Annotated in this window: 27 protein-coding genes; all 27 read left to right on the top strand. The window is 63.6% G+C overall.

The window, feature by feature from the left end:
* Positions 1-11: 11 nt before the first annotated feature.
* The 27 genes from RBH19_RS01205 (at position 12) to fliQ (ending at position 26,008) form a co-directional block, all read left to right on the top strand.
* On the top strand, positions 12-1,169 hold the full coding sequence (locus RBH19_RS01205; protein WP_374728936.1) for a flagellar basal body P-ring protein FlgI: 1,158 nt from the start codon (positions 12-14) through the stop codon (positions 1,167-1,169).
* A gap of 2 nt (positions 1,170-1,171) precedes the next feature.
* Complete coding sequence (gene flgJ, locus RBH19_RS01200; RefSeq protein ID WP_306726973.1) at positions 1,172-2,155, top strand: flagellar assembly peptidoglycan hydrolase FlgJ; 984 nt, start codon at positions 1,172-1,174, stop codon at positions 2,153-2,155.
* Positions 2,156-2,195: 40 nt separating this feature from the next.
* On the top strand, positions 2,196-4,079 hold the full coding sequence (gene flgK / locus RBH19_RS01195) for a flagellar hook-associated protein FlgK (protein WP_306726972.1): 1,884 nt from the start codon (positions 2,196-2,198) through the stop codon (positions 4,077-4,079).
* 6 nt (positions 4,080-4,085) lie between these two features.
* Positions 4,086-5,279: a flagellar hook-associated protein FlgL gene (flgL, locus tag RBH19_RS01190; protein ID WP_306726971.1), complete on the top strand. Its 1,194-nt coding sequence runs from the start codon at positions 4,086-4,088 to the stop codon at positions 5,277-5,279.
* A gap of 380 nt (positions 5,280-5,659) precedes the next feature.
* On the top strand, positions 5,660-7,045 hold the full coding sequence (locus RBH19_RS01185) for a flagellin N-terminal helical domain-containing protein (protein WP_306727290.1): 1,386 nt from the start codon (positions 5,660-5,662) through the stop codon (positions 7,043-7,045).
* A 297-nt stretch (positions 7,046-7,342) separates the two neighbouring features.
* On the top strand, positions 7,343-7,627 hold the full coding sequence (locus RBH19_RS01180) for a flagellar protein FlaG (RefSeq protein ID WP_306726970.1): 285 nt from the start codon (positions 7,343-7,345) through the stop codon (positions 7,625-7,627).
* Positions 7,628-7,668: 41 nt separating this feature from the next.
* A complete protein-coding gene (gene fliD / locus RBH19_RS01175) occupies positions 7,669-9,060 on the top strand; it encodes a flagellar filament capping protein FliD (protein WP_306726969.1) in 1,392 nt (463 codons plus the stop codon).
* A 23-nt stretch (positions 9,061-9,083) separates the two neighbouring features.
* Positions 9,084-9,527, top strand: coding sequence for a flagellar export chaperone FliS (gene fliS, locus RBH19_RS01170; protein ID WP_306726968.1), 444 nt, complete (start codon positions 9,084-9,086; stop codon positions 9,525-9,527).
* On the top strand, positions 9,527-9,889 hold the full coding sequence (locus tag RBH19_RS01165) for a flagellar protein FliT (RefSeq protein WP_306726967.1): 363 nt from the start codon (positions 9,527-9,529) through the stop codon (positions 9,887-9,889). The genes fliS and RBH19_RS01165 overlap by 1 nt, the downstream gene beginning before the upstream one ends.
* A 29-nt stretch (positions 9,890-9,918) precedes the next feature.
* On the top strand, positions 9,919-10,488 hold the full coding sequence (locus RBH19_RS01160; protein WP_306726966.1) for a PilZ domain-containing protein: 570 nt from the start codon (positions 9,919-9,921) through the stop codon (positions 10,486-10,488).
* Positions 10,489-10,709: 221 nt separating this feature from the next.
* Positions 10,710-10,955 carry a hypothetical protein gene (locus RBH19_RS01155; RefSeq protein WP_306726965.1) on the top strand — a complete coding sequence of 82 codons (246 nt, stop codon included), beginning with the start codon at positions 10,710-10,712 and terminating at the stop codon, positions 10,953-10,955.
* Positions 10,939-12,108 (top strand): sigma-54 interaction domain-containing protein, encoded by a 1,170-nt coding sequence (locus RBH19_RS01150; protein WP_374728935.1) that lies wholly within the window; start codon positions 10,939-10,941, stop codon positions 12,106-12,108. The genes RBH19_RS01155 and RBH19_RS01150 overlap by 17 nt, the downstream gene beginning before the upstream one ends.
* Positions 12,109-12,385: 277 nt before the next feature.
* Positions 12,386-13,606 (top strand): sensor histidine kinase, encoded by a 1,221-nt coding sequence (locus RBH19_RS01145; protein ID WP_306726964.1) that lies wholly within the window; start codon positions 12,386-12,388, stop codon positions 13,604-13,606.
* Positions 13,607-13,618: 12 nt separating this feature from the next.
* On the top strand, positions 13,619-15,001 hold the full coding sequence (locus RBH19_RS01140; protein ID WP_306726963.1) for a sigma-54-dependent transcriptional regulator: 1,383 nt from the start codon (positions 13,619-13,621) through the stop codon (positions 14,999-15,001).
* 55 nt (positions 15,002-15,056) lie between these two features.
* Entirely contained in the window at positions 15,057-15,377 is a 321-nt protein-coding gene (gene fliE, locus RBH19_RS01135) for a flagellar hook-basal body complex protein FliE (RefSeq protein ID WP_306726962.1), read from the top strand.
* A gap of 82 nt (positions 15,378-15,459) precedes the next feature.
* Positions 15,460-17,142 (top strand): flagellar basal-body MS-ring/collar protein FliF, encoded by a 1,683-nt coding sequence (gene fliF / locus RBH19_RS01130; protein WP_306726961.1) that lies wholly within the window; start codon positions 15,460-15,462, stop codon positions 17,140-17,142.
* A complete protein-coding gene (gene fliG / locus RBH19_RS01125) occupies positions 17,139-18,149 on the top strand; it encodes a flagellar motor switch protein FliG (RefSeq protein ID WP_374728934.1) in 1,011 nt (336 codons plus the stop codon). The genes fliF and fliG overlap by 4 nt, the downstream gene beginning before the upstream one ends.
* On the top strand, positions 18,142-19,014 hold the full coding sequence (locus RBH19_RS01120; protein ID WP_306726959.1) for a FliH/SctL family protein: 873 nt from the start codon (positions 18,142-18,144) through the stop codon (positions 19,012-19,014). The genes fliG and RBH19_RS01120 overlap by 8 nt, the downstream gene beginning before the upstream one ends.
* Positions 18,998-20,470, top strand: coding sequence for a flagellar protein export ATPase FliI (gene fliI, locus RBH19_RS01115; RefSeq protein ID WP_306726958.1), 1,473 nt, complete (start codon positions 18,998-19,000; stop codon positions 20,468-20,470). Before RBH19_RS01120 ends, fliI begins: the two co-directional genes overlap by 17 nt.
* 78 nt (positions 20,471-20,548) lie before the next feature.
* Positions 20,549-20,995: a flagellar export protein FliJ gene (gene fliJ / locus RBH19_RS01110; RefSeq protein WP_306726957.1), complete on the top strand. Its 447-nt coding sequence runs from the start codon at positions 20,549-20,551 to the stop codon at positions 20,993-20,995.
* Positions 20,996-21,131: 136 nt separating this feature from the next.
* On the top strand, positions 21,132-22,313 hold the full coding sequence (locus RBH19_RS01105) for a flagellar hook-length control protein FliK (protein ID WP_306726956.1): 1,182 nt from the start codon (positions 21,132-21,134) through the stop codon (positions 22,311-22,313).
* A gap of 302 nt (positions 22,314-22,615) precedes the next feature.
* The gene (locus RBH19_RS01100) at positions 22,616-23,083 is read left to right on the top strand and encodes a flagellar basal body-associated FliL family protein (RefSeq protein WP_306726955.1); all 468 of its coding nucleotides are present in this window, start codon (positions 22,616-22,618) and stop codon (positions 23,081-23,083) included.
* 51 nt (positions 23,084-23,134) lie between these two features.
* Entirely contained in the window at positions 23,135-24,142 is a 1,008-nt protein-coding gene (gene fliM, locus RBH19_RS01095; protein ID WP_374728943.1) for a flagellar motor switch protein FliM, read from the top strand.
* Entirely contained in the window at positions 24,139-24,567 is a 429-nt protein-coding gene (fliN, locus tag RBH19_RS01090) for a flagellar motor switch protein FliN (protein ID WP_306726953.1), read from the top strand. Before fliM ends, fliN begins: the two co-directional genes overlap by 4 nt.
* A 5-nt stretch (positions 24,568-24,572) precedes the next feature.
* On the top strand, positions 24,573-24,986 hold the full coding sequence (gene fliO, locus RBH19_RS01085; protein WP_306726952.1) for a flagellar biosynthetic protein FliO: 414 nt from the start codon (positions 24,573-24,575) through the stop codon (positions 24,984-24,986).
* 11 nt (positions 24,987-24,997) lie between these two features.
* Entirely contained in the window at positions 24,998-25,723 is a 726-nt protein-coding gene (gene fliP / locus RBH19_RS01080; RefSeq protein WP_306726951.1) for a flagellar type III secretion system pore protein FliP, read from the top strand.
* Between the two features lie 9 nt (positions 25,724-25,732).
* The gene (fliQ, locus tag RBH19_RS01075) at positions 25,733-26,008 is read left to right on the top strand and encodes a flagellar biosynthesis protein FliQ (RefSeq protein WP_306726950.1); all 276 of its coding nucleotides are present in this window, start codon (positions 25,733-25,735) and stop codon (positions 26,006-26,008) included.
* The last annotated feature ends 12 nt before the right edge of the window (positions 26,009-26,020 follow it).

Below are 26,020 nucleotides of genomic sequence, written 5' to 3'. Positions count from 1 at the left end.
GAGTGAGCATCATGAATCGCCATCACGGACTAGCCTGGATTCTGGGTCTGACCCTCGGGCTGAGCAGCCTTGCCCTCCCGGCACAGGAAATGCTCGGCGAGTTGATGCAGAACAATCAGCGCGGTGACCGCATCAAGGATCTGGCCTCGGTGAGTGGTGTGCGCCCCAACCAGCTCACCGGTTACGGCCTGGTGGTGGGTCTGGATGGCACGGGGGATCAGACCTCGCAGACACCGTTCACCATCCAGAGCATCCGGAACATGTTGTCCACCTACGGGGTGGAAGTGCCCCGCAATGTGAATCCCCAGTTGCGCAACGTGGCCGCGGTGTCACTGACCGCGGATCTTCCGCCCTTCGCCAAGCCCGGTCAGCAGATCGACGTCACGGTGTCGTCCATCGGCAATGCCAGCAGTCTGCGTGGCGGCACGCTGATCATGACGCCACTGCTGGGTGCGGACAGCCAGGTCTATGGCATGGCCCAGGGCAATGTGGTGGTCAGCGGCTTTGGCGTGGAAGGCCAGGACGGTTCCCGGGTGGCCGTGAATGTGCCCAGTGCCGGGCGAATTCCCAATGGCGCCACGGTTGAGCGCGAAGTGCCCAATACCTTCATTGAGGAAGAGTTCATCACGCTCAATCTCAATACCTCGGATTTCACCACGGCCCATCGTCTGACGCAGACCATCAACGACAACTTCGGCGAGCATACGGCCATTCCCCTGGATTCCACCTCGGTTCGGGTTGAGGCTCCGGCCGACCCCAGCCAGCGCGTTGCCTTCATATCCGTGCTGGAGAACCTGAAGGTGGAGCCGGGCGAGGGGCCGGCCCGGGTCATCGTCAATTCCCGCACGGGCACGGTGGTCATCGGCGCCAATGTGCGCGTGGGGGCGGCCGCGGTCAGCCATGGTTCGCTGACTGTGCGCATCCGCGAGCGGCCCTTCGTGGTTCAGCCCTCGCCCTTTGCGCCGGGTGAGACCATCGTGCTGCCGCGTACCGACATCGAGATCGAGGAACCGGAAGATTCCCGCATGTTTCTGTTCGACCCGGGTGTGGGCCTGGATCAGATCGTGGAAGCGGTGAATCAGGTCGGGGCCGCGCCGGGTGACCTGGTGGCCATTCTCGAGGCCCTGGACCGGGCCGGTGCCCTGCAGGCCCAGTTGGTGGTGATCTGACCATGATCTCCGGTGACAAGCCTGTCTTCACGGATCTTCACAGCCTCGAGGGCCTGCGGGGAAAAGCCCGGCGGGACGATCCCGAGGCCCTGCGTGAAGTGGCGCGTCATTTCGAATCCCTGTTCACCCACATGATGCTCAAGAGCATGCGGGCGGCCAGTTTCGGTGATGATCTCACCGGCGGTTATCAAATGGATTTCTACCGCGACATGTTCGATCAGCAGATTGCGGTGGAGATGTCCCAGGGACAGGGCCTGGGACTGGCCGACCTGATCGTGCGCCAGCTGGGCGGCGAGTCGGTGGCCGGGCCGGGGCAGGGTGGATCAGGTATGCGGGACACCCTGGAGGCCCTGCGGGCCCGCGCCATGCCGGTGGTCGAGAACGGCGCGTCGGTGAGGGCGAGCGAAACGGCAGGGGCAGCGGACAGTGACAGGGACGATTTCAGCCCGGAAGGCCCGCAGGAGTTCGTGCAGAAGCTGTTGCCACTGGCCCGGCGGGCCGCCAATCGCCTGGGGGTGGCGCCTCAGCTCATCCTGGCCCAGGCCGCGCTGGAAACGGGCTGGGGTCAGCACATGATCCGCGACGAGTCCGGTCGCAACAGTTTCAATCTGTTTGGCATCAAGGCGGGCAATGGCTGGCAGGGCCAGCAAATGAGCGTGCCAACGCTGGAGTTTGAGGATGGCCTGCCGGTGCGCCGTGTGGATCGTTTTCGTGCCTACGGCTCGCTGGAAGAATCCATCAACGATTACGCCCGATTCCTGTCCCGGTCGCCCCGTTATCAACAGGCCCTGGGGCAGGGCGATGACGCGGCCGCCTTCGGGCAGGCCCTGCAGGCCGGGGGTTATGCCACCGACCCGGCCTATGCGGAGAAGATTCAGCGAGTGGCCCGTAGCCCATTGCTGCGAACGGTGGGCAACGGTGCCTCCGGCGACAATGCGGCGGGTGGAAATGGCCTAAAGGATTTCCCGAATCGGCCGTATGAATGATAACGAGGCGAGACGTCTCGGCGTGACGAGGTGAGTACGGATGAGTCTGCTCAGCAACAGTGTTTCCGGTCTTCTGGCCGCCCAGCGCGGCCTGACCACCACCGGGCACAACATCGCCAATGCCAACACCGATGGCTACAACCGCCAGCGGGTCGAGCAGGGTACACGCCCGCCACAGGCCTCGGGGGCCGGATTCCAGGGTCAGGGCACCCAGGTGACCGACATCCGCCGGATGTACGACACCTTCCTGGCCGAGCAGCTGCGCAATTCCGGCAATGCCTTCGAGAAGCTCGATACCTTCCACAGCCTCGCCCGTCGCGTGGATGATCTGATGGCGGACTCGGATGCCGGCCTCACCCCCTCCATGCAGCGATTCTTCAATGCCATGCAGGAAGTGGCGGACGATCCGGCGTCGATTCCGGCCCGCCAGGTACTGCTGAGCGAGGCCGAGGCGCTCACCAGCCGTTTCGACAATCTCAACAATCGCCTGAGCGACATCGAGTCGGAGATCAACGGCCTGATCCGGGACTCGGTCAAGCAGATCAATGGCCTGACCGAGGCCATCGCACGCCTGAACGAGGAGATCTCCCGAGTCCGTGGCCAGGGGCGGGGCGAGCCAAACGATCTGCTTGACCAGCGCGATCACAAGATCCAGCAGCTTTCCGAGATCGTGAATATCGACACCCAGATGCAGGACGATGGCTCCATCAATGTGTTCCTCGGCAACGGGCCGACCCTGGTACTGGGTAACGAGTCACGCAATCTGGAAGCGCGCCAGAACCCCTTTGATCCTTCACGCCAGGAGGTGGCCGTGGCCGGCTCGGCCCCCACCGGCAATGTCAGCAGCGCCATCTCCGGCGGCAAGCTGGGTGGGGTGCTGGCCTTCCGGGATGAGGTGCTGGACAGCACGCGCAACGGCCTGGGCCGGCTGGCCCGTGGCATCACCGAGAACGTCAACGCCGTCCACCGTGAAGGCCTGGATCTCAATGGCGCCTTTGGTGGTGATTTCTTCGCCGTGCCGGATCCCCAGGTCAGCCCGCGGGTCAACAACACCGGCGGTGCCGAGCTGAGTGCCGAAGTGATCGATACCGGCGCATTGACTCAGGCCGATTACCGCCTGCGATTTGATGGGGGCACGTGGACCATCAACCGCCTGGACACCGGCGAGGCCATCACCCCCAGCGGGGATGGCAGCGCCGGGGACCCCTTCGTCTTCGATGGCCTGTCCGTGGTGGTGGACGGTGCGCCGGATGACGGTGACGAGTTCATTGTCCGCCCCAACCGGGACGTCATCGGCCGTTTTGACACGGTGATCAGCAATCCGCGAGAAGTGGCGGCGGCCGCTCCCATCATCGGTTCGGCCAGCACCGACAACCTGGGTACCGCCACCATTTCCCTGGGCGAGGTGGTGGATATCGATGACCCGGATCTGATGGAGCCGGTGACCATCGAGTTCATTGATGCGAACACCTTCGAGATCGACGGCAACAGCTTCGCCTACACCTCCGGCGAAGCCATCGAGTACAACGGCTGGCGGGTGACCATTACCGGCAGCGTGGAGGCCGGGGATACCTTCTCGGTCGACCCCAACATCGGTGGTACCGGTGACAACCGCAATGCCCGTCGCCTGGCCGATCTGGTGGACGCCCGGGTGCTGGATGGCGGCACCACCTCCTTTCAGGATGCCCTGGGTGAAATCATTGCCGATGTGGGTTCGGTGACGGCCCAGGCCGAATCCAACCGCGATGCCCAGAAGGTGCTGCGCAACCAGGCCATGGAATCCATGGAGGCGGTATCCGGGGTCAACCTGGATGAAGAGGCCGCCAACCTGCTCAAGTACCAGCAGGCCTTTCAGGCCTCGGCCCAGGCCGTGCGTGTGGCCGACACCATCTTCCAGACACTGATCGGCGCCTTCCAGAGGTAATTCGTCATGCGCGTATCCACAGCCTGGTGGCACATGAGTTCGGTCCTGCAGATGCAGGAGCAGCAGTTCAAGCTGTCGCGCACCCAGGAACAGATCGCCTCGGGCAAGCGGGTCGTGCGCCCCTCGGATGACCCCATCTCCTCGGTTCGGGCCCTGGAGCTTGGCCGGGCCCTGGACAAGACCGAGCAGTTCCAGCGCAATGCCAATATTGCCCAGAACCGCCTCAATCTCCAGGAGAGTGTGTTGGTGGAGGCCGGCAATCTGGTGCAGCGTGCCCGTGAACTGACGGTGCAGGGGGCCAATGGCAGCCAGGGTAATGACAGCCGCAAGTTCATTGCCCAGGAACTGCGGGAGCTGCGTGCCTCCCTGCTGGAGCTGGCCAACTCCCAGGACAGCGCCGACCAGTACCTTTTCGCCGGTTTCCAGAGCAACAGTCAGCCCTTCGTGACCACCCCGAATGGTGTGGAGTATCGCGGCGATGACGGCAAGCGGGCCCTGCAGATCGGCCCCAACCGCAATGTCACCGACGGCAATCCCGGCTCCGAGGTGTTTCAGCAGATTCGCCAGGGCAATGGCGTGTTCATCGTCGAGGCCGATACCGGCAATCAGGGCACGGCGGTGGTCAAGAACACCAGCATTCGCGATCTGCAGCAGTGGACGGGCGAGCCGTTGCGGGTGGAAATCCTGGCGGACAGCGAGTACGAAATCCTGGATGAGGATGACAACGTCATTGCTGCGGGTGATTACCGTGCCGGTGAGGCCATCAGCGTCAACGGCATCGAATTCATCATCGAGGGCAACCCGGAAGAGGGTGACAGTTTCAACATCGAGCCCAGCCGCAATCAGGGCATGTTCGTCACCCTGGACCGCCTCATCGAGGGTCTGGAAATGCGCGTGGAGAACCCGCGTGACCGGGCCCTGCAGCTGAATGAACTCAACCGTTCCCTGGAAGACCTGGATCAGGTGCTCAATCGCGTGCTGGAAGTGCGCGCCGAGACCGGTGCCCGCCTCAAGGCCGTTGACGACCAGCGCGAGGTGAATGAAGGCACCAAGCTCAATCTCACCACCACCCGCTCCGAGCTGGAAGATCTGGACTACGCCGAAGCCATCACCCGCCTGAACCAGCAGCAGGTGGGCCTGCAGGCCGCCCAGCAGGCCTACGTCCGCGTCCAGGGCCTGAGCCTGTTTAATTTCCTGTAATTAAGGAGCAAGACGCAAGGAGCAAGGAGCAAGGAGCAAGGAGCAAGGAGCAAGGAGCAAGGAGCAAGGAGCAAGGAGCAAACCCCCAAGGCTCACGAATGGCACCGTGGGAGCGGCTTTAGCCGCGATTTCAATCCCGATCCTGGCACGCCGCCATATCGAAACCCCCAGCACCGCCCATCCCCCAAAACCCCCCGCCCGTCGGCTGGCGAAAAAATCACCCCACAGCCCCTAAAGTTCTCCTCCCCATCGCCGTTAAGCCCCCTGACAGCGCCGCAATCGGTCCATCACAAACCCTGGGGCCCGGCGCTGGGCTTGAAGCCCGGGTCCCGGCCCGGATCACTTCAGGACGGGAAACCTAGAGGAGAAACATCATGAGCTTGGGTTCAGTCATTAACACCAACATCATGTCGATCAATGCCCAGCGCAACCTTGGCAAGTCCCAGGGTGCCCTGGCGCAGTCCCTTGAGCGACTGTCTTCGGGCCTGCGTATCAACAGCGCCCGTGACGACGCCGCCGGCCTGGCCATTTCCGAGCGCTTCACCGCTCAGATCAACGGCCTCAACCAGGCGGTGCGTAACTCCAACGACGGCATCTCCTTCGCCCAGACGGCGGAAGGTGCCCTGGAAGAGGTGTCCAACCTGATGCAGCGTGTGCGTGAGCTCGCGGTGCAGTCGGCCAACGACACCAACTCCGCTTCCGACCGCCGCGCCCTGAACCAGGAAGTGGAGCAGGCGGTTGCGGAAATGAACCGTATCGCCGCTTCCACCCAGTTCAACGACCAGAACGTGCTGGACGGCAGCCTTGAAGAGCTGATCTTCCAGGTGGGCGCCAACCGCGGCCAGACCATTACGGTTCAGGGCGTGGATTCCCGCACCTCCCAGCTGGGTGCCGAGATCGGTGAAGGTGACGCTGTACTGGAAAGTGCGGTGGGTGCTAACTTCGCCACGCTGGCTGATGACCTGACCATCAACGGTATTGCCATTGATCTGGATGGCGCCGAGAGCATGTCGGATGTGGTTGCCGCCATCAACAATGTCTTTGGTGATACCAACGTCCAGGCATCCCGTGCTGATAGCGTGGAACAGGCGCTTGCATTCACAGCACCTGGTGGTACCGACGGAAATACCCTGGAATTGAATGGGGTGCAAATCGCCGTTAGCGCAGGTGATGACATTGCCGATGTAACGGCTGCGATCAATGCGGTGTCCTCGCAGACCGGTGTCACTGCGACTGAGGATGGTACCAATATCACCTTCTCTTCCGACGCTGATATTTCCTTCGCGATCACTGGCAGTGGTGATCTGGCGTTCGGTGGTGAGACTGAGGACACCATCTTCCGCGGCATCGAACTGTCCACGGATATTGGTGACACCATCACCACGGCCGGTGGTGATGCCACTCTGCTCGGGATCGCCGCCTTTGATGGTTCCGGCACCAATACCGAGACCTTCTCCGTGGCCGGCACCAGTGTGCTGACCCGCGACGAGGCCAACGACGCCATCCGGACCATGGACTTCGCCCTGCAGCAGGTCTCCGGCCTGCGGTCCGAGCTGGGTGCCATCCAGAACCGCTTCGAGGCCACCATCTCCAACCTGAGTGTGGGTTCGGAGAACCTGCAGGCCGCCCGCTCGCGGATCCAGGACGCCGACTTCGCCCAGGAGACGGCTGCCCTGACCCGGGCCCAGATCCTGCAGCAGGCTGGTACCTCGATTCTGTCGCAGGCCAATGCCGTCCCGCAGACGGTCCTGGGTCTGCTGCAGTAATCGGTCACCGGGATGTGACATGAACGGCCCCGACAACAGGGCTGGGATGGAAGCGGGCAGGGCCTTGGCGCCTTGCCCGCTTTCGCCCGTTGCGGGGAGCAGGAGAGGACAAGAGGGGGATGGGCCACTCCGGCCCGATCCGGGCCCAGTGGGATGGGCCAACTGGAGGGAGCCATGTCTTACGAGATGAATGGCATCAGACCCAGTCTGCCTGGCGGCAATGCCTTGCCGTCGAACGAGGCAAGGGCTGGCCGGTCAAAGGACTCGACGGCGCCTGAAAGCAGGCCGCTGAAGAGCGTGGAACCGATCCGTGAAGCCGAGCTGGACAGCCGCGCGCTGGAAGCCCTGGCCGAACGGGCCGCCCGGGAACTGGACAGCGCCCAGTCGCTGTTCCGCCCGGAACTGGAGTTCAAGGTCGACGAAGTCTCGGGCAGAACCGTGATTACGGTCTATCATCCGGAGACGGAGGAGATTATCCGGCAGATTCCGCCGGAAGAGGCACTCAGGTTGGCACACTTGTTGCGAGAACTGGGCAGCAATGGCGATTTGAGTGAAATCAGCCTGATTCGCACCCGCGCCTGACCGCCAGCGGCGGTCGGGTTTCCGGGGCCTGGAGGCAGAGCATGTCCATAATCAGCGCACAGGGTATCGGTTCCGGACTGGATATCGGTGATATCGTCCGCCAGCTGGTGGCGGCGGAACGGGCACCGGCCCAGCAGCGCATCGATCGCAGCAAGGAACGCTTCGAGGCGCAGATTTCGGCTCTGGGCAAGCTCAAGAGCGTCATGTCCGAGCTGCGTACCGGCATGTCCTCCCTGCGGGACGCCTCCGCCTTCCGCAGCCGCCAGGCCATCAGCAGCAATCCCGAGAGTTTCACCGCCACCGCCACCCGACAGGCGGCCGAAAGCAGTTACAACGTGCAGGTGGAGCAGCTGGCCAAGGCCCAGTCCCTGGCCTCCTCGGCCTTTGACAACCCGGACAGCACGGTGGGCACCGGCACCCTCAACATCAGTGCCGGAGACGTGAACTTCTCCGTCAACATCGACTCCGCCAACAACAGCCTGGCCGGCATCCGCGATGCCATCAACGAGGCGGCGGATGGCAAGGGCGTGACCGCCAGCATCATCAATACCAGCGAAGGCGCCCGCCTGGTGATCAATAGCCGCAAGACCGGCGAGGAGAATGCGGCCAGCATCACCGCCACCGGTGGTGACGGCGGCCTGCAGGCGCTCACCTTCGACCCGGAGGATCCGGACGGTTCGGCCATGAACCGGACCCAGGCCGCCCAGGATGCCCAGGTCTTCATCAACGGCTTCGAGCATCAGAGCGCCACCAACACCATCACCGGCGTGATTGACGGGGTGACCATCAATCTGAAGTCGGCCAACCCCGGCCAGCTGGAAAGCCTGGACGTGAGTCTGGATCAGGATGCGGCCCGAGAGGCGGTGACCAGCTTCGTGGCCCGCTTCAACAGCTTCATGCGCTCGGTCAATGAGCTGACCGCCTATAACCCCGAAACAGGCGAGGCCGGTGCCCTGCAGGGAGACTCCTCCACCCGGCGCATCGTCAACCAGCTGCGCAATGAAATGAACGCGCCGGTGGCCGACACCGGCGGACCCTTCTCGACCCTGGCCGAGATCGGCATCATCACCCGCCAGGACGGCACCCTGCAGATCGATGATGACCGTCTGGACGATGCCCTCAACAACAATTTCGATGCGGTGGGCCGCCTGTTCGGCGGTGAGAACGGCCTGGCCCGGCGCATGGACAACCTGGCCGGGGAGTACACCAGTTTCGGTGGTATTCTGGACGGACGCACCAGCAGCCTGCAGAACCGTCTCGGTGATCTGGAGCGGCAGCAGGAGCGCCTCGACCGGCGCATGCAGAGTGTCGAGGCCCGCTACACTTCCCAGTTCTCGGCCATGGATGCCCTGGTGGCCAATCTGCGTGCCCAGGGGGACTTTCTCACCGATCAGCTGGCCAATCTGCCGCGACCCGGCGCCAATCGCCGTTAAGCTTTCACATCAGGGGACAGACCATGTACATGCCGAACAAGACTGCCGCGCTCAATGCCTACCAGGAAGTGGGGGTGCGCAGTGGTCTGGACGAGGCCAATCCCCACCGCCTGATCCAGATGCTGATGGAAGGCGTGCTGGATCGGGTGGCCCGTGCCAAGGGCCACATGAGCCGTGGCGAGATCAGCCCCAAGGGGGAGCAGATCAGTCGCGCCATCAGCATTCTCGAGGGCCTGCGTCTGTCCCTGGATCCGGCTCAGTCGGAAGAACTGGCCGAGCGCCTGGAGCAGCTCTACGACTACATGGGGCGGCGCCTGGCGGAGGCCAATCTGCACAATGACGTCGACCGCCTGGACGAAGTCCTGCGCCTGATGAAGGAGCTCAAGGCCGGCTGGGACGGCATTCCGGCCGAGGCGGTGGAAGAGGCCATCGCCCGGCGCCAGTCCGATACGGAGTCAGGCGAGTGATGGCGGCGGTATTCGAGCAGGAGTGGCTGGAACGCCTGCCCTTGCCGCGACGGGCGCTGCTTGAACGCGTGGCCGAGTTGCAGACGGAGATTGCCGAGGCAGCCGCCGGTGGCGACTGGGTTCGAACCAGCGAATTGGAGCGCCAGCGGGCCGGCAAGCTGCACCAGCTCTACCGCAACCTGGACAGCCTCTCCGGTGAAGAGGGCGAGGCCCTGGCGGAAGTGACCCGTCGCCTGATCGAGGAAGACCGTGCCCTGGTGGATCGGGTGGCACGGGAACGCGATCGTCTGGGTGTGGAACTGGGCAGCCTGCGCCGCGGCCAGCGGGCGGTGGATGCCTACACCCGCCACGCCGAGGGCTGATTCTTTCGTCAACTGATCCGGAGTTCGACATGGATATCCAATCCTTTTTTGCGGACCGGGTCAGCTTCCGCTCTGAATTACCCCTTCGATGGACCGGCTCCGAGGAGCCGCTTGATGCCGGGCAGCTGGCCAGCCTGAATGAACAGAATCTGGCGCTCCTGCGAGCCGTGGCCGCCCTGGAAGAACGTCATGTGGAATCCCAGGAAGGCAGCCAGGGGCTGCCCCTCCCGGAAGTGCAGCGGCTGGAGGCCAAGCTGGATCTGATTCTCACCCTGGTGGGGCAGATTCGGGCGGCATCCGATCTGGTTCCGCCCAGCGTCACCGTGGAGCTGGCTGCCGCCGGTCTGGTCTGGTGGCCGCGTGAACGCTTTCAGGCCCGGGACTGCAAACAGGGGCGCATCGAGCTTTCCCTGGCGGCCTACGCGGCCCAGCCCCTGACTTTGCCGGCCACCATTCGTGGCCGCGGCCACTGGGAGCATGGCGAGGCCGTGCTGGCCGAGTTCTATGGCGTCAATGACACCGTGACCGACGCTCTGGAGAAATTCGTGTTCCGCCATCACCGTCGGGCCATTGCCGGTAGCCGCTCCGGCGAAGCCTGAGCGGCCGGGCCTGCCTTCAAGCCCCTGTCGAATCCGTGAGCGGTGCCAATTCGCCGTCCAATGGCCCCCCGTGACTCTCGCTTCCGCCCGATCAGGGTGGCAAAATCCCATCATGTGACATATTCTCGACACATCGGCTGACCGAAGCCTGCCAAGAGGCCGGTTGGCGAACTTCTGGCTCATTCAACATAACGACCGCGCCAGCAGAAGGGGTAGCCATAATGCTTGAGCCGCAGATCCTGGTCCTTGAACGGAATCCCGACCGGGCCCGTGCCCTTGAAGCCGTTCTGGGCGCGGTGGATTATCCGCCCAAGCTGCTGGATCAGTGGCCGGAGGCCGAAGCCGAGAACGGGGTGCCCTGGCACGCCATTGTCGTGGGCGACGTCGGGGACGGACCGGGGGGGCTCGAACCTGGAGGCCTTGCGACGTCTGGGGCAACAGGTGCCGCTGGTGACGCTCGCGGATGAAAACGGGCGGGTGCTGGCCGAGGAGCTCTCGGAAGGGGCCTGCGCCCAGCTCAGTTTCCCGGTCAAACACGCCGATCTCACCGAGGTTCTGCGCCAGATCGACGAATTCCGTGATCGCCTGACCCGGCGGCGGGCCCGCCGTCCGGCAGGCCAGTCGGAACCCATTCGTCAGGTTCGCGGCCTGATCGAGCAGGTCGCTCCCTTCGATACCAATGTACTGATTCTCGGCGAGTCCGGCACGGGCAAGGAAGTGGTGGCGCGGGAGGTGCACAATGCCTCGAGCCGGGCCGAGCAGCCTTTCGTGCCGGTGAACTGCGGGGCCATTCCCGGAGAGTTGCTGGAAAGCGAGCTGTTCGGGCACGAGAAGGGCGCCTTCACCGGCGCCATCACGGCCCGCAAGGGCCGCTTCGAGATTGCCGAGGGCGGCACCCTGTTCCTGGACGAAATCGGGGACATGCCCCAGCCCATGCAGGTCAAGCTGCTGCGGGTGCTGCAGGAGCGCACATTCGAGCGGGTGGGCAGCAACCGCCCCCTGGAGTGCAATGTGCGCATCATCGCCGCCACCCACCGGAACCTGGAGAGCATGATCGCGGAGGGGGATTTCCGCGAGGACCTGTTCTACCGCCTGAATGTCTTTCCCATCGAGATGCCCGCCCTGCGGGATCGTCACGAAGATCTGCCCGAACTGGTGCGCCTGATGAATGCCGGCATGCGCGAGCAGGACCGCCCCGGTGTGCGTCTGACGCGGCGTGCGATGGCTGCCCTGTGCGCCTACGAATGGCCTGGCAATGTGCGTGAACTGGCCAATCTCATGGAGCGTCTGGCCATCATCAAGCCCGGCGGGGTGGTGGACCTGGAAGACCTGCCCGGTCGCTATGGCGATAACCCCGGTGACCCGGACAGCCTGCAATGGGAGGAGCCGCAAGCGGAGGCGCCTGCCAGCGTCTCCCTGCCCACGGTCGACCCCATGGTTCTGCCGGAGCAGGGTCTGGATCTGCGTGAACACATGGCGGACATGGAGCAGAGCCTGATCCGCCAGGCCCTGGAGCGCACCGACGGGGTGGTCGCCCAGGCTGCCCGCCTGCTGCAGATGCGCCGCACCACCCTGGTGGAGAAACTGCGCAAATACGGTCTGCAACCTGAATCGTCCTGATCCGCCGGCTGCCCCTATCCGTCTCACTACCCCTCTGTAGGCGCGGATTCATCCGCGCCTACAGGGGGTGTTGGCCGGCGGCGTGGTGAGCGCGGGGCGTGTCGAAGGGACCGCATCTGTGTTCGATATCCACTGTGTCGGTATTCCGACAATCCAGTTTTTTCCCGCCGAAGAATTTTGTAAACACCTGAAAATAAGAAAATAAACAATCCCGGCACGGCATTTGCAGTAGCCTCCATCGGAGCAGACTGTCAAAACCCCGACGGAGCAGAATGCAGTGAGCCAATCATCCACGGAGCAGCGTGATGAGCAGCGGATGGAGGAGCTGGAGAAGGCCTTCGAGGTCTTTACCCGCACCTCCCGCCAGCTGTCCGATTCCTACGCCGAGCTGGAAAGCCAGGTCAGCCAGCTCAGTCAGGAGCTGGCCGCGGCCCGCAGTGCGCGCCTGCAGGAGCTGGCCGAGAAGGAACGCATTGGGCGGCGTCTGGAGCAGTTGCTGGAGGCCCTGCCCGGCGGGGTGATGGTGATTGACGGTCAGGGGCGGATCCGTGACGCGAATCCCGGTGCCGTGTCCCTGCTGGGCAATCCCCTGGAAGGGGAGCGCTGGGAAGACATTCGCCGGCGTGCCTTTATCGATGACACCGGTGGTACGGGGGAGGTGACCCTGCGGACCGGCCGTCGCGTTTCCCTTTCCCAGCGCAGTCTGGAAGCCGAACAGGGGCGCATCATTCTGCTCACCGATGTCTCCGAGACCCGTGCGCTGCAGGAGTTGGTGGATCGTCACCAGCGCCTCTCCGCCATGGGCGAGATGGCAGCCCGCCTGGCCCATCAGATTCGTACCCCCCTGTCGGCGGCCCTGCTGTATGCCGGGCAGTTGGAGGCAGGGCAGGTCAGCGAGGAACGCCTGCCCAAGCTGGCGGCCCGGGTGGCCGGGCGCCTGCGCCAGATCGAGGGAATGATCGGGGACATGCTGATGTTCGCCGGTGGCGGACGCCGGGATGACGAGGTACTGCGTCTGGACGAACTATTCGCGGAAGCAGCGGGGCAGGTGATGACCCGCTGGCGCCGGCACATCCAGCTCAAGGTCGAAGGCGGTCGCGGCCTGGCCATTCGCGGCAGCCGCGTGGCCGTGCTCGGTGCCATCACCAATCTGCTCAACAATGCCGCCGAGGCGGTTCAGATTCATGAAGCGGCGGATGCCCACGTACGTCTCAGGGCGGAAGCGGTTGGCGACCATCGAGTTCTGATTCGCGTACGCGACAACGGCAAGGGTGTCCCCCGCGAACTCCGCGAGCGAATTTTCGAGCCTTTCTACACCACCCGCCCCCAGGGCACCGGCCTGGGTCTGGCCGTGGTGCGTTCGGTGGCGGAAGCCCACAACGGTGAACTCCTTCTTGCCACGCCAAAGGTTGGCGGGGCCGAATTCATTCTCAGTCTGCCCGCCGTGACCCTGAGAGCGGTTTCCAGCCGTTCCGGGCAGTCCGGCCGGGATCAGTAAGGGAGCATGCGCATGTCGGAATTGCCCATTCTGGTCGTGGAAGACGACGCGGATCTGCGCGAGGCCATTGTCGATACCCTCATGGGGCATGGCCTGCCGGTGATCGAGGCTGCGGATGGCGAAGCAGCCATCGGCATGATGGGGGAGCAGTCCGTCAGCATGGTCATCACCGATGTTCAGATGCAGCCCATGGATGGCCGGGCGCTGCTGGCGCACATCCGCAGCCATCACCCGGAGTTGCCGGTGGTGATGATGACCGCCTACGGGACGGTGGAGCAGGCCGTGGACGCCATGCGCGGTGGCGCCACCGACTATCTGATGAAGCCCTTCGAGGCGGAGAATCTGGTGGACATGGTTCATCGCCATCGCCTCAAGGCTCCAGGCGATAGCGGGCCGGTGGCCGAGGACGCCAACAGCCTGCGAGTGGTGGAACTGGCCCGCCGGGTGGCGGACAGCGAGGCGACGGTGCTGCTGTGCGGCGAGAGCGGTACCGGCAAGGAGGTCTTTGCCCGTTTCATCCACGCCCAGTCTCCCCGTCGGGACAAGGCCTTCGTTGCCATCAATTGCGCCGCCATTCCCGAAAACATGCTCGAAGCGGTGCTGTTCGGTTACGAGAAGGGAGCGTTCACGGGTGCCCAGGCGGCTCACCCGGGCAAGTTCGAACAGGCCCAGGGCGGCACCCTGCTGCTGGACGAGATCTCGGAAATGGACCTGGCCCTGCAGGCCAAGCTGCTGCGCGTCCTGCAGGAGCGGGAAGTGGAGCGACTGGGCGGGCGCAAGCTGATCAGCCTGGATGTTCGCGTGGTGGCCACCACCAACCGGGATCTTCTGACCCAGGTGCGCGAGGGCCGTTTCCGCGAGGATCTCTATTACCGCCTGAATGTCTTTCCGGTGCGCCTGCCGGCGTTGCGTGAGCGACCGGATGACATCGTTCCCCTGGCCGCTCATCTGCTCGAGCAGCATTGCCAGGGACGTCGCACGGTGCCGCTGCTGTCGGCGGAGGCGGAGCATCGTCTTCGCCGGCATGAATGGCCCGGCAATATCCGTGAGCTGGACAACGTCATGCAGCGGGCCCTGATTCTGACGGGGGGCGAGGAGATCGGCTCGGATGCCCTGCATTTTGAATCCGCCACCGCTTCTCCAGCCGCCTTCGATCACAGCGAACCGGACACGCCGCCGGTCGCCGAAGCCGTGCCGGGTGAGCGGATTCTGGATGACGCCCTGCGTGATCGGGAATACCGTCTGATCGTGGATGCCCTGCGCTCCGAAGGTGGCTCGCGCAAGGACGCCGCCGCCCGTCTCGGCATCAGCCCCCGCACCCTGCGCTACAAGCTGGCCAGGCTGCGGGAGGCGGGCATCGAGTTGCCATCGGATGTTGGCGTGAAATTTGCTTGATTTCTTTTCGGGTGGCTCGCTGACGAGCCTTTGACGAGCAATAGAGGGTGAGCACATGAGCGATGTTCACATTCAGAGTGTTCTGGCGCAGATGCGTCAGCTCTCCAGTGAAGCCAGCGCCACGGCGGCGCCGGAGCGGGCCGCCGGCAACGGACCCAATTTCGGGGAGATGCTCAAGGCCTCCCTGGATCAGGTCAATGAGACCCAGCAGGCGGCGAGCAAGCTGGCGAATGCCTTTTCCGCCGGCGACCAGAACGTGGAGCTGACCGAGGTCATGCTGGCAGTGCAGAAGGCCGGGGTCAGCTTCCAGGCCATGTCCGAGGTACGCAATCGTCTGGTCGAGGCCTATCAGGAAGTCATGAGAATGCAGGTCTGAGGGTGACGGCGAGCGGGTTGCGGCCGTGACGGCAGCGCCGTAGACGACGCCGGTCGGGCTTCTGAGCGAGAGGAACAAGTCAATGGCAGTGCAGGCAACGGATACAGGCACGGGCAATCTGCCGGCGGAGCGCGAACAGGATGCACCGCGCAGTGCCAACCAGCAGCTCCAGGACCTGGTTCAGGGGCAGGCCGGTCGGCAGCTGGGCATTGTGGTTCTCGTGGCGGCCGCCATTGCCATTGCCGTGGTGGCCTTCCTCTGGTCACAGAGCCCCAGCTACCGCACGCTGTATGGCGACCTGGATGACCGTGATGCCGCCCAGGTGGTACAGGCGCTGGATGGCGCCGGCATTCGCTATCGCATCAATCCGGCCACCGGTGCGGTGGAAGTGCCCCATGATGATCTGCATGCGGCACGGCTGCAGCTGGCCAGCGAGGGCCTGCCCCGTGGTGCCGGGGTCGGTTTTGAGATGATGGACGATGAAAGCGGTTTTGGCGTCAGCCAGTTCATGGAGCGGGCCCGCTATCACAGCGCTCTGCAGACCGAGCTTTCCCGCACCATCAACAGCCTGGACGCGGTTCAGTCCTCGCGCGTGCATCTGGCCATTCCCGAAGACAGCGTGTTCGTTCGTGACCGCCGCCAGCCTTCGGCTTCTGTATTCCTCAATCTCTATCGTGGCCGCAGTCTGAGTGAGCCCCAGGTGGCGGCCATCGTTCACATGGTGTCATCCAGTATTCCGGACATGCCGGCCGAGCGCGTGACCGTGGTGGATCAGCGCGGGCGACTGCTGTCGGATCAGGCCCGGGATTCCGATCGTGCCGGCACTCAGGCCCAGTTTGATCATGCCCGGCGCCTGGAGCGGGCCTACGTGGAGCGCATCGAGGACATTCTTCGGCCAATCATCGGCAGCAATCGGGTGCGTGCACAGGTGACGGCCGATCTGGATTTCACGCGCTTCGAGGAAACCCGGGAAAGCTATGACCCCGACACCATTGCCGTGCGCAGTGAGCAGGAAAGCGAAGATCCGCGGCCCGGCCGCGGTGCCCAGGGCGTGCCGGGGGCGTTGACCAATCAGCCCCCCGGCCTGATCGACGAGGAAGAGCTGGCGCAGGAGGCCGAACTGGCTGGCATTCCGGCACCCGTGGCCCGTCGCATCATTCGCAACTATGAGGTGGATCGCTCCGTATCCCATACGGTCCAGGCACTGGGACGCATCCAGCGGCTGTCGGTGGCCGTGGTTGTGGACGACCGTGATGCGGTGACGGAAGAGGGTGAACCGATCCGTGAACCCCTGTCCGAAGCCGAGATCGCTCGCATCGAGAACCTGGTGCGCGAGGCCATCGGCTTCAGTGATGAGCGCGGGGATTCCCTCAGCGTGGTCAATCAGGGCTTCATCATCGAGGAGGCCGAGGAACTGGAAGAGCCTGGTTTCTGGCAGCAACCCTGGTTCAGCGAGCTCATGCGTCAGTTGTTGGGCGCCATACTGGTGCTGGCGGTGATCTTTGGCGTGATCAAGCCCGGTGTTCGCAGTCTGGCGGCAGCCCGGCGCAGTAGCCGGGACGCTCACGCCGCCCGGGGTGATGCGGCCGGCCAGCTGCGCCATCAAGCGAGCGCGGGTGGCGAGGAAGTGGATCAGGAAGCCAAACTGGCCTTCCAGTTGTCCAAACCGCAGGATTATGATCAGAAGGTGGCCGCGGCCAAGACCGCGGTGTCCGAGGACCCGAAACGGGTGGCCCAGGTGGTCCGGAACTGGATCAAGGAATGAAGTCTGACATGAGCGCACGACTGGATGGCCCGGAACGGGCGGCGATACTGCTGATGAGCCTGGGCGAGGAGGAAGCCGCGCAGGTCATGAAGCACATGAATGCCCGCGAGGTGCAGAAGGTCGGCGCCGCCATGGCCACGCTCAGCAATATCACCATGGAACAGGCGCAGTCTGTCATGGACGATTTCATGACGGAGCTGGGTGACCAGACCGCGCTGGGTGTCGGTGGTGATGAGTACCTGCGCAAGACGTTGATCAATGCCCTGGGTGAAGACAAGGCCAACAGCCTCATGGACCGGATTGTCGTGGGCGGGACCACCCAGGGGCTGGATGCCCTCAAATGGATGGATGCCCGGGCAGTGGCGGAAATCATCCGCCTCGAACACCCGCAGATCATCGCCATCGTCCTTTCCCACCTCGACAGCGATCAGGCCGCCGAAGTGCTGGGGCAGCTTTCCGACCGCATCCGGCCCGACGTCATCATGCGCATTGCCAGCCTGGACGGCATCCAGCCCTCGGCCATCAAGGAGCTGGACGCCATCATGGAGAAACAGTTCTCCGGCAATTCCAACATCAAGTCCTCCGACGTGGGCGGCGCCAAGGTGGCGGCCGACATGCTCAACTTCCTGGACTCCTCCGACGAGGAGTCCATCATGGAAATTATCCGTGAACACGATGAAGTGCTGGGTGATCGCATCCAGGAACTGATGTTCGTGTTCGACAATCTGGTGGACATCGACGACCGCGGCATTCAGCAGCTGCTGCGGGAAGTGGCCTCGGATCAGCTGGGCATCGCCATGAAGGGCGCCGACCAGGGGGTTCAGGACAAGATCTTCCGCAATATGTCCCGGCGGGCCGCGGAGATGCTCAAGGAGGACATCGAGGCCATGGGGCCGGTGAAGATCAGCGACGTGGAGTCGGCCCAGAAGGAAATCCTGGCCACGGCACGTGCCATGGCCGATGCCGGCCGCCTGAGTCTTGGCGGCAAGGGCGAAGAATATGTCTGAGGCCCCTGATCCCAGGCAAGGGTGGCGCCGCTGGGAGGCGCCCACCGTGGGCAAGAGCCGTGATGGCAGTGCCTCCGCCAGGGGGGGCAAGACGGCCCGACCCAGGGGCAAGAGCGCGAGCCCGCAAAGTCGCCGCCCTCATGATCCGCCGGTGACTGCGGCGGAGATTGAATCCATCCAGGAAGCGGCCTATGAGGAAGCCTGGCAGAAAGGTCACGAAGAGGGGCTTGAAGCCGGCCGCGAGGCGGCGCGCCATCAGGCCGACGCCGTGGCCGCGTTGCTGGACGCCATGGCCGAGCCCCTGCAAGCCATGGATGACGCCCTTGAAAGGGAAATGGTGGATCTGGTCTGCATCATCGCCCGAAAACTCATTCGCCGGGAGCTTCGCACCGCCCCGGATCAGATCGTTGCCGTGGTGCGCGAGGCCGTCAACGCGCTGCCCAGCAGTGATCGCCGTATCCACGTGCAGTTGCACCCGGAAGACGCCCGGCTGATCCGCGAGCTGACCGGCGCCGGTGGTCAGGATGCCCGTTGGGAGCTGGTCGAGGATCCCAGCCTGAGCCGGGGCGGCTGCATCGTTTCCGACCGCAATTCCACCGTGGACGCACGTCTTGAGCATCGCATTGGTCGTGTCCTGTCCAGCATGCTCGGTGACGGGCGCGAGGTTCCCGGGGAAATGGAGACGGAGGATGTGGAGGCCGGCGAACCGCACGGCCCGGAGCAGGACGACCCGGCGGTGACATCCCGTGCCGGCAACGCGAACGAGCAGGAGTCGCCCGGAACCGGGAGTGAATCCGGTGATGGCGGGCCTTCCGACACCAGGGGTGACGCCCCTGGGGAGCAGGATGATGAGCCTCTCGCCTGAGACCATCAAGCAACATCGTAGGGAGCGCCTGCAGGAGCGTCTCGGGCGTTATCGCCAGCGCCTTGATCGGCATGAATCCCAGCCGCTGGTGGAGGGTGTGTTGCGGCGCGTGGTCGGCCTGACCATCGAGGCCGTGGGCTGCCGTGCACCGGTGGGCTCCCATTGCCGGGTTGAAACCGCCGATGGCGGCTTCATTGATGCCGAAGTCGTGGGATTTTCCGGTGACTCCATCTATCTCATGCCGACTGGCGAGCTGGCTGGCCTGGTACCCAATGCGCGCGTGATCCCCACTGGCAAGACCTCCCGCGTACCAGTTGGTGATGGGTTGCTGGGACGTGTGCTGGATGGTACCGGGCGGCCCCTGGACGGGGCCGGCCCCCTGCAGACCGGGGAAGAGGTATCGATGACCGGTCGTCTGATCAATCCGCTGGCGCGCCAGCCGATTGATGAGCCGCTGGATGTGGGCATCCGGACCATTAATTCCCTGTTGACGGTGGGGCGTGGCCAGCGCATGGGCCTGTTCGCGGGTAGCGGGGTGGGCAAGAGTGTGCTGCTGGGCATGATGACCCGCTTCACCGAGGCGGATGTGATCGTGGTGGGGCTGATCGGCGAACGTGGCCGTGAGGTGAACGAGTTCGTCCAGGAAACACTGGGCGCAGAGGGTATGCGCCGGGCCGTGGTGGTTGCCACCCCGGCGGACAATCCGCCGCTCATGCGCCTGCAGGGTGCCTGGCTGTCCACGCGCATTGCCGAGCATTTTCGAGATCAGGGCCGCAAGGTGCTGCTGCTGATGGACTCATTGACCCGCTTCGCCCAGGCACAGCGGGAAGTGGCCCTTTCCATCGGTGAGCCACCGGCCACCAAGGGGTATCCGCCCTCGGTCTTTGCCAAGCTGCCGCAGCTGGTGGAGCGGGCCGGCAATGGCGATCAGGGGCAGGGTTCCATTACCGCCTTCTACACCGTTCTGGTGGAGGGCGATGACCAGAACGATCCGGTGGCCGACTCCGCCAGGGCCATTCTTGACGGGCATGTGGTTTTGTCTCGCCAGATCGCCGAGTCCGGATTGTTCCCGGCGATTGACGTGGAGGCATCCGTCTCCAGGGCCATGACCGGCATCACGGATGAGGAGCAGCAGGATCTGGTGAAACGCTTCCGGCAACTGTACTCGCTCTACCGTCAGAACCAGGACCTGATCAGCGTCGGTGCCTATCGTCGCGGCAGTGACCCACGACTGGACGAGGCGGTTGCCTACTGGCCCCGCATCCAGCAGTTCCTGCGCCAGGGCATGAATGAACGGGTCTCCTTCGAGGGCAGTCTGAGCGAGCTGCAGGGGCTGTTGCGCCAGCCGGCTGAAGGCGCCACCCGGCAGAGTGGAATCCGGCGTGATGCCGAGCCGGCCCCGGCGGCCAGTGGACAACAGGCCAAACGGGCCTATACCGGCGCCGGTGGCCAGTAGGGCAACGTGGTGTTTGTTGCGGCCTGCGCCGGAAAATAATCCATAATTGAAGATCGGAACACAGGGAGTTGGACGTTGATGGCAGCCAAGAAGCGTTCGGAGCGACTCAAGCCGGTGCAGAAGCTGGCCGACCGCGGCGAAAAGGATGCCTCCGTGGAGCTTGGCAGGAGTCAGCAGGCTCTGTCCGAGCAGGAAGCCCGCCTGGAGCAGTTGCGTCAGTATCGTGCGGAATACCGTGCCATGTTCGACGGTGATGGACAGCGCTCCGTTGACCCGCGTCGTCTGCGGGACGAGCGTGCTTTTCTCGCCAAGCTTGACGAAGTGATTCGCCAGCAGGAATCCGTGGTGGAGGCGAACATGCAGGCCTATGAGCAGCAGCGGGAGGGCTGGATCGAGGCTCGCAGTCGCGTCAATGCCCTGGATCGGGCGGCCGATCGCTATCGGCGAGTGGAATCCCGCGACCAGGATCGACGGGAACAGAAGGAGCAGGACGATCTCAGCCAGCACCGCGGCCGCCGGGACTGAAACCGCTTGCCCGGTGGTCTGCTTCGCCGGGGCTGGCACGCTTTCTGCAAATCTTCCTTCGAACACCGGAGAGTGGCTCCGGCTGGAGTGGTGGCAGGGCCAGGCGGCTCGCCACCGATGACGCGGAGATTGCACCGTGATTCAGAACATCCTTTCCCTGCTCGACGCCTTGCCCGAGGCCTCAGACCGCCGAAATGGCGGCCTCGCGGATTTTCTGACCCAGGGAGACGGGCAGAAGGCCTTGTCGGATTTCGCCGATCTGCTGGACAGTGCCTTTGCCGAGCAGGGGTTGCGCATCCATCCCGAGGATCTGGTCGCGCTGAGAAGCGGCAAGGATTTGCCGCTGGACGGCAAGGCATCGCAGCCGTTGCGCCTGCTGGCAGCCGACGAGGGTGATGCGGGTTCGCCCCTTGTCGAAGAGAATGTCGAGGCGGTTCTGCAGTCGGCCTTGGGAATGGCAGGTACCGAGAACGATGGTTCCGCCGGACAGAGCCTGGCGACAGGTCAGGCCGGGCAGCGGCTGCTGCAGGCCATGCGCGAAGCACTGGCGCGGCCCGGGGGCGATGGTGCGGCCTCGCTGGAAAACCGTGATATCCGATTGACCCCCAATGCGTCGGCGCCGCCTGCCACGATTCAGGAGACGCTGTTGTCCCTGAGCGGCCGCGAGGCGCCCGACAGCCAGCGTATCGTACTGCCAGAGCGCCTCAATCTCCTGCATCAGGCATTGGCTGTCGGGCGTGCGGAGGAGGGGGGCGAACGCCAGCCCAGTCTGGACGGCGTCCTCCGTCAGGCCGATGGACGCGGCCAGCTGGTTCAGCCGGCGTCACCGCAGCAGCTGGCGGCACTGTTCTCCACTGCCAGCCAGAGTGGCGAATCCTCCAGCATGAACCGGCTGCCGCCGATGCAGATGCCCGTGGGTGGCCAGAACTGGAACCATGCCCTGGGTCAGCGCGTCGTCATGATGGCCGGTCAGGGCATGGATCGTGCCGAGATCAAATTGCACCCGCCCCACCTTGGGCCCCTGGAAATTCGCATGACCGTGACCCAGGATCAGGCCACCCTGACCCTGAGCAGCCATCATGCCCAGACACGGGATGCTCTGGAGCAGGCTCTTCCGCGTCTGCGTGAAATGCTGCAGGAAAAGGGCCTGGATCTGGCCCAGGCGGATGTCAGCGATGGCCGCGAGCGGAACGGGGAGGCGAGCCGCCAGGCCATGCTGAACCAGAACCAGCGAAGTCTGAACGGTGACGCGGCTACGGTCCCGGACGGGGAAGCGGTGCTGGAGCTTCGCATCGGCCTGCTGGACGAATACGCCTGAGTGTCGGCCTCGATTCCGCCAGGCTGACGCATCCCCTCTTTGTGCCTTCCCCGGCCGGGCCCTAGTCCCGGCCGATCCTTGCCCTATCCTTCGGCGATATTCGCCTGCAGCGCCGCCCCCCTGGAGTGCCAAAATCCCGACAGTCGGTCTGTCTGGCCGGGCGAACTGGCATCCGGCATTGATCGGCATCCTGTAACATGCTGTTGGTAAAGAAATATTTCATTGTTCTCAAGGGTGGCACGGCACTTGCCTTGGTTCTGGCAGAAGATCGTCCGCCCGTTCAGACATGAGGAGACAAGCGGATGAAGGCATGGATTCTTGGAGGTATTGGCATCGTGCTGGTTCTGTTGATCGGCCTCGGCACCGGCCTGTTCCTGGCCGGCGCCCTGGACGGCAATGGCAATGGCGGTGCCGAGAACGCGGTACCGGCGGCGGTGGAAGAAATGCGTCAGCCGCCGATCTATTACGCCATCGAGCCGGCATTCGTCGTGAATGTGGAAGCAGAGCGCCGCGTGCGTTACCTGCAGGTCAAGGTGGAGCTCATGTCCCGGGATCAGGCCAGCCTGGATGCGGTGGAGCGCCACATGCCGAGGGTTCGGAACCGCCTGCTGATGCTGTTCAGCGACGTGGAGTTCGAAAAGGCCCGCAGTGCCGCGGGACGGGAAGCGCTTCAGGACGAGGCCCTGCGCCAGATCGTGGAGCTGCTTGAAGAGGAAGAGGAGCCATCCGACATTGAAGCGCTCTTCTTCACCAACTTCGTGATGCAGTGACCGGGGACAGCCGTGAGCGACGTACTCTCACAGGAAGAAATCGATGCCCTCATGCATGGTGTGCAGGGCGGCGATGTGGATACCGAGGAGGAGGCCAGGGATCCCGGTGAAACCCGGCCCTATGACTTCACCCGGGAGGATCGCATCGTCCGGGGTCGCCTGCCGACTCTGGAGATGATCAACGAGCGTTTTGCCCGTTACCTGAGAATCAGTCTTTTCAACATGCTGCGCCGCTCCGCCGAGATTTCGGTGGGTGGGGTGGACATGCTCAAGTTCTCCGAATATGTCCACTCCCTGTACGTCCCCACGAGCCTGAACCTGGTTCGGGCGGATCCATTGCGGGGGATGGCTCTGTTCATCATCGATCCCAAACTGGTCTTCGTGGTGGTGGACAACTTCTTCGGTGGTGACGGTCGCTTCTATACCAAGATCGAGGGCCGGGAATTCACGCCGGCCGAGAACCGCATCATCCAGAAACTCCTGCACGATGCCTTCGAGGATCTCAAGGAAGCCTGGTCACCGGTGATGGACCTGGATTTCACCTTTCTCGAGTCCGAGGTCAATCCACAGTTCGCCAACATCGTCAGCCCCAGTGAAGTGGTCGTGGTAAGCACCTTCACGGTGGAGCTGGAAGGGGGCAGCGGCGAGTTCCACATCACCATGCCCTATTCCATGATCGAGCCCATCAAGGAACTGCTGGATACCGGTGTGCAGAGTGACCGGGTGGAAAAGGATGAGCGCTGGACCCAGGCCCTGCGGGATGAAGTGAAGGATGCCCGGGTGGAGCTTTCGGCCACGCTGGCCGAGGCGGAAATGGACATTCGAAGCCTGCTCAAGCTGAAGGCCGGCGACATCATTCCGATTGATATTCCGGAGGATGTGCTGGTGGTCGCGGAAGGGGATCTGCCCCTGTTTCGCGGGCGATTCGGTGTTTCCGAAGGCCACAATGCCGTTCAGCTCAAGAGCTGGGTCAAGCAGGAAAGGAATTCGACAGCAAACGCTGGCGTGAAACAGTCAGGTAATCAAGAGCGTAAGGCGAGCGCGAGGAAGCAGTCATGAGTGATGACGACAAGAAACAGGATGGTCTGAGCGAGGACGAGCGCCGTCAGATCGAGGCAATGGAGGCGGCCCAGCAGGAGGGTGAATCGGATACGGCTGGCGAGTCCGTGGAAAGGGCCAGCTTCGATGATCTCGGCGGCAAGGGCGGCGGCAGTGGTTCCGAGGATGTGAATCTCGACATGATTCTCGATCTGAACGTGAACCTGGCCATGGAAGTGGGACGTACCAAGATCAGTATCCGCAACCTGCTGCAGCTCAGCCAGGGGTCGGTGGTGGAGCTGGACCGATTTGCCGGTGAGCCCCTGGATGTGCTGGTCAACGGCACATTGGTAGCCCACGGCGAAGTGGTGGTGGTGAACGAGAAGTTCGGTATCCGCCTCACCGACGTGGTCAGCCCCTCCGAACGCATCAAGAAGCTGAGATGATGTCGATGCGTCGGATCGCACTTTCCCTGATACTGTCACTGCCGGTACTGCCCGCGCTGGCGGAAACGGCCTCCCCCGAGGATTTCCAGGGCGTATCCGGGCTGCTGAATGTCATGCTGTCGCTGATCATCGTGCTGGCGGTGGTCTTCGGTCTGGCCTGGGCCATGCGGCGCATGCAGGGCTACGGTGGCGGTCGCGGCAATGGCATGAAAGTCATCGCCCAGTTGCCACTATCCACACGCGAGCGCCTGATGCTGGTGGAAGTGGGAAGGCAGCAGTTGCTGCTGGGTGTCAGCCCGGGCGGAATCCGAACCCTGCATGTGCTGGACGAACCGCTGGAGTCCGAATCATCCGCCACGGGGGAAAGCTTCCGTGAACGCCTGATGGAAAGCCTGAAACGGGGCGGGGTACAGCAGTGATGTGGCGGTGGATGTCACTGCTGATTCTCTTGCTTTTGCCCGGCCTTTCCCTTGCCCAGCCGGGCCTGCCGGCCGTGACCGTGGAGATGGGCGACGACGGTGCCCAGACCTATTCGGTCACTCTTCAGATTCTGGTGTTGATGACGGCACTGACCGTGCTGCCGGCGCTGCTTCTGATGATGACCTCGTTCACGCGCATTGTCATCGTTCTGGCCATACTTCGCCAGGCCATGGGCACTCCCCAGACACCACCCAATCAGGTGCTGATCGGTCTTGCCCTGTTTTTGACCTTCTTCGTCATGGCCCCGGTGCTGGATCAGGCCTATGACGATGGTGTTCGCCCCTATCTGGATGGCGAAATGGTGGCTGAAGATGCCATTGATAACGTTATCCAGCCAGTGCGCGCCTTCATGATGAATCAGGTTCGGGAGAACGATATTGCGGTGTTTGCCCGCATGGGTGGCTATGAAAGTTTCAACGGTCCGGAAGAAGTACCCATGGCCGTGCTGGTTCCGGCCTTCATTACCAGCGAGCTGAAGACGGCGTTCATCATCGGTTTCCTGCTGTATATCCCCTTCGTGATCATTGATCTGGTGGTGGCCAGTACGCTGATGTCCATGGGGATGCTCATGCTTTCACCCATGCTGGTGTCACTCCCGTTCAAGATCATGTTGTTCGTGCTGGTGGATGGCTGGTCCCTGGTCATCGGGACACTGGCATCCAGTTTTTTCGTCTAGGAGGTCGCGATGAGTCCTGAAATGGCAGTGACAATCGGCCAGGAGGCACTCAAGGTGACGGCACTGATCGCCGCCCCCATGCTGGTCTCCGCCCTGGCCATGGGTCTACTGGTGGGCATGTTCCAGGCCGCCACCCAGATCAACGAAATGACCCTGAGCTTCATTCCCAAACTGCTGGTGCTGGTGGTGTCCCTGGGTTTTTTCAGCAGCTGGATGCTGTCTACCATCATGGAGTTCACCACCAGCCTGATCCGCAGTATTCCCTTGCTGCTGGGCGGCGGTTGACCGGCGGAGCGG

This window comes from Natronospira bacteriovora (assembly GCF_030848495.1).
Taxonomy (GTDB): Bacteria; Pseudomonadota; Gammaproteobacteria; order Natronospirales; family Natronospiraceae; genus Natronospira; species Natronospira bacteriovora.
Note: the sequence above shows the minus strand (reverse complement) of the source record. Positions and strands in the feature narration are given on the sequence as shown.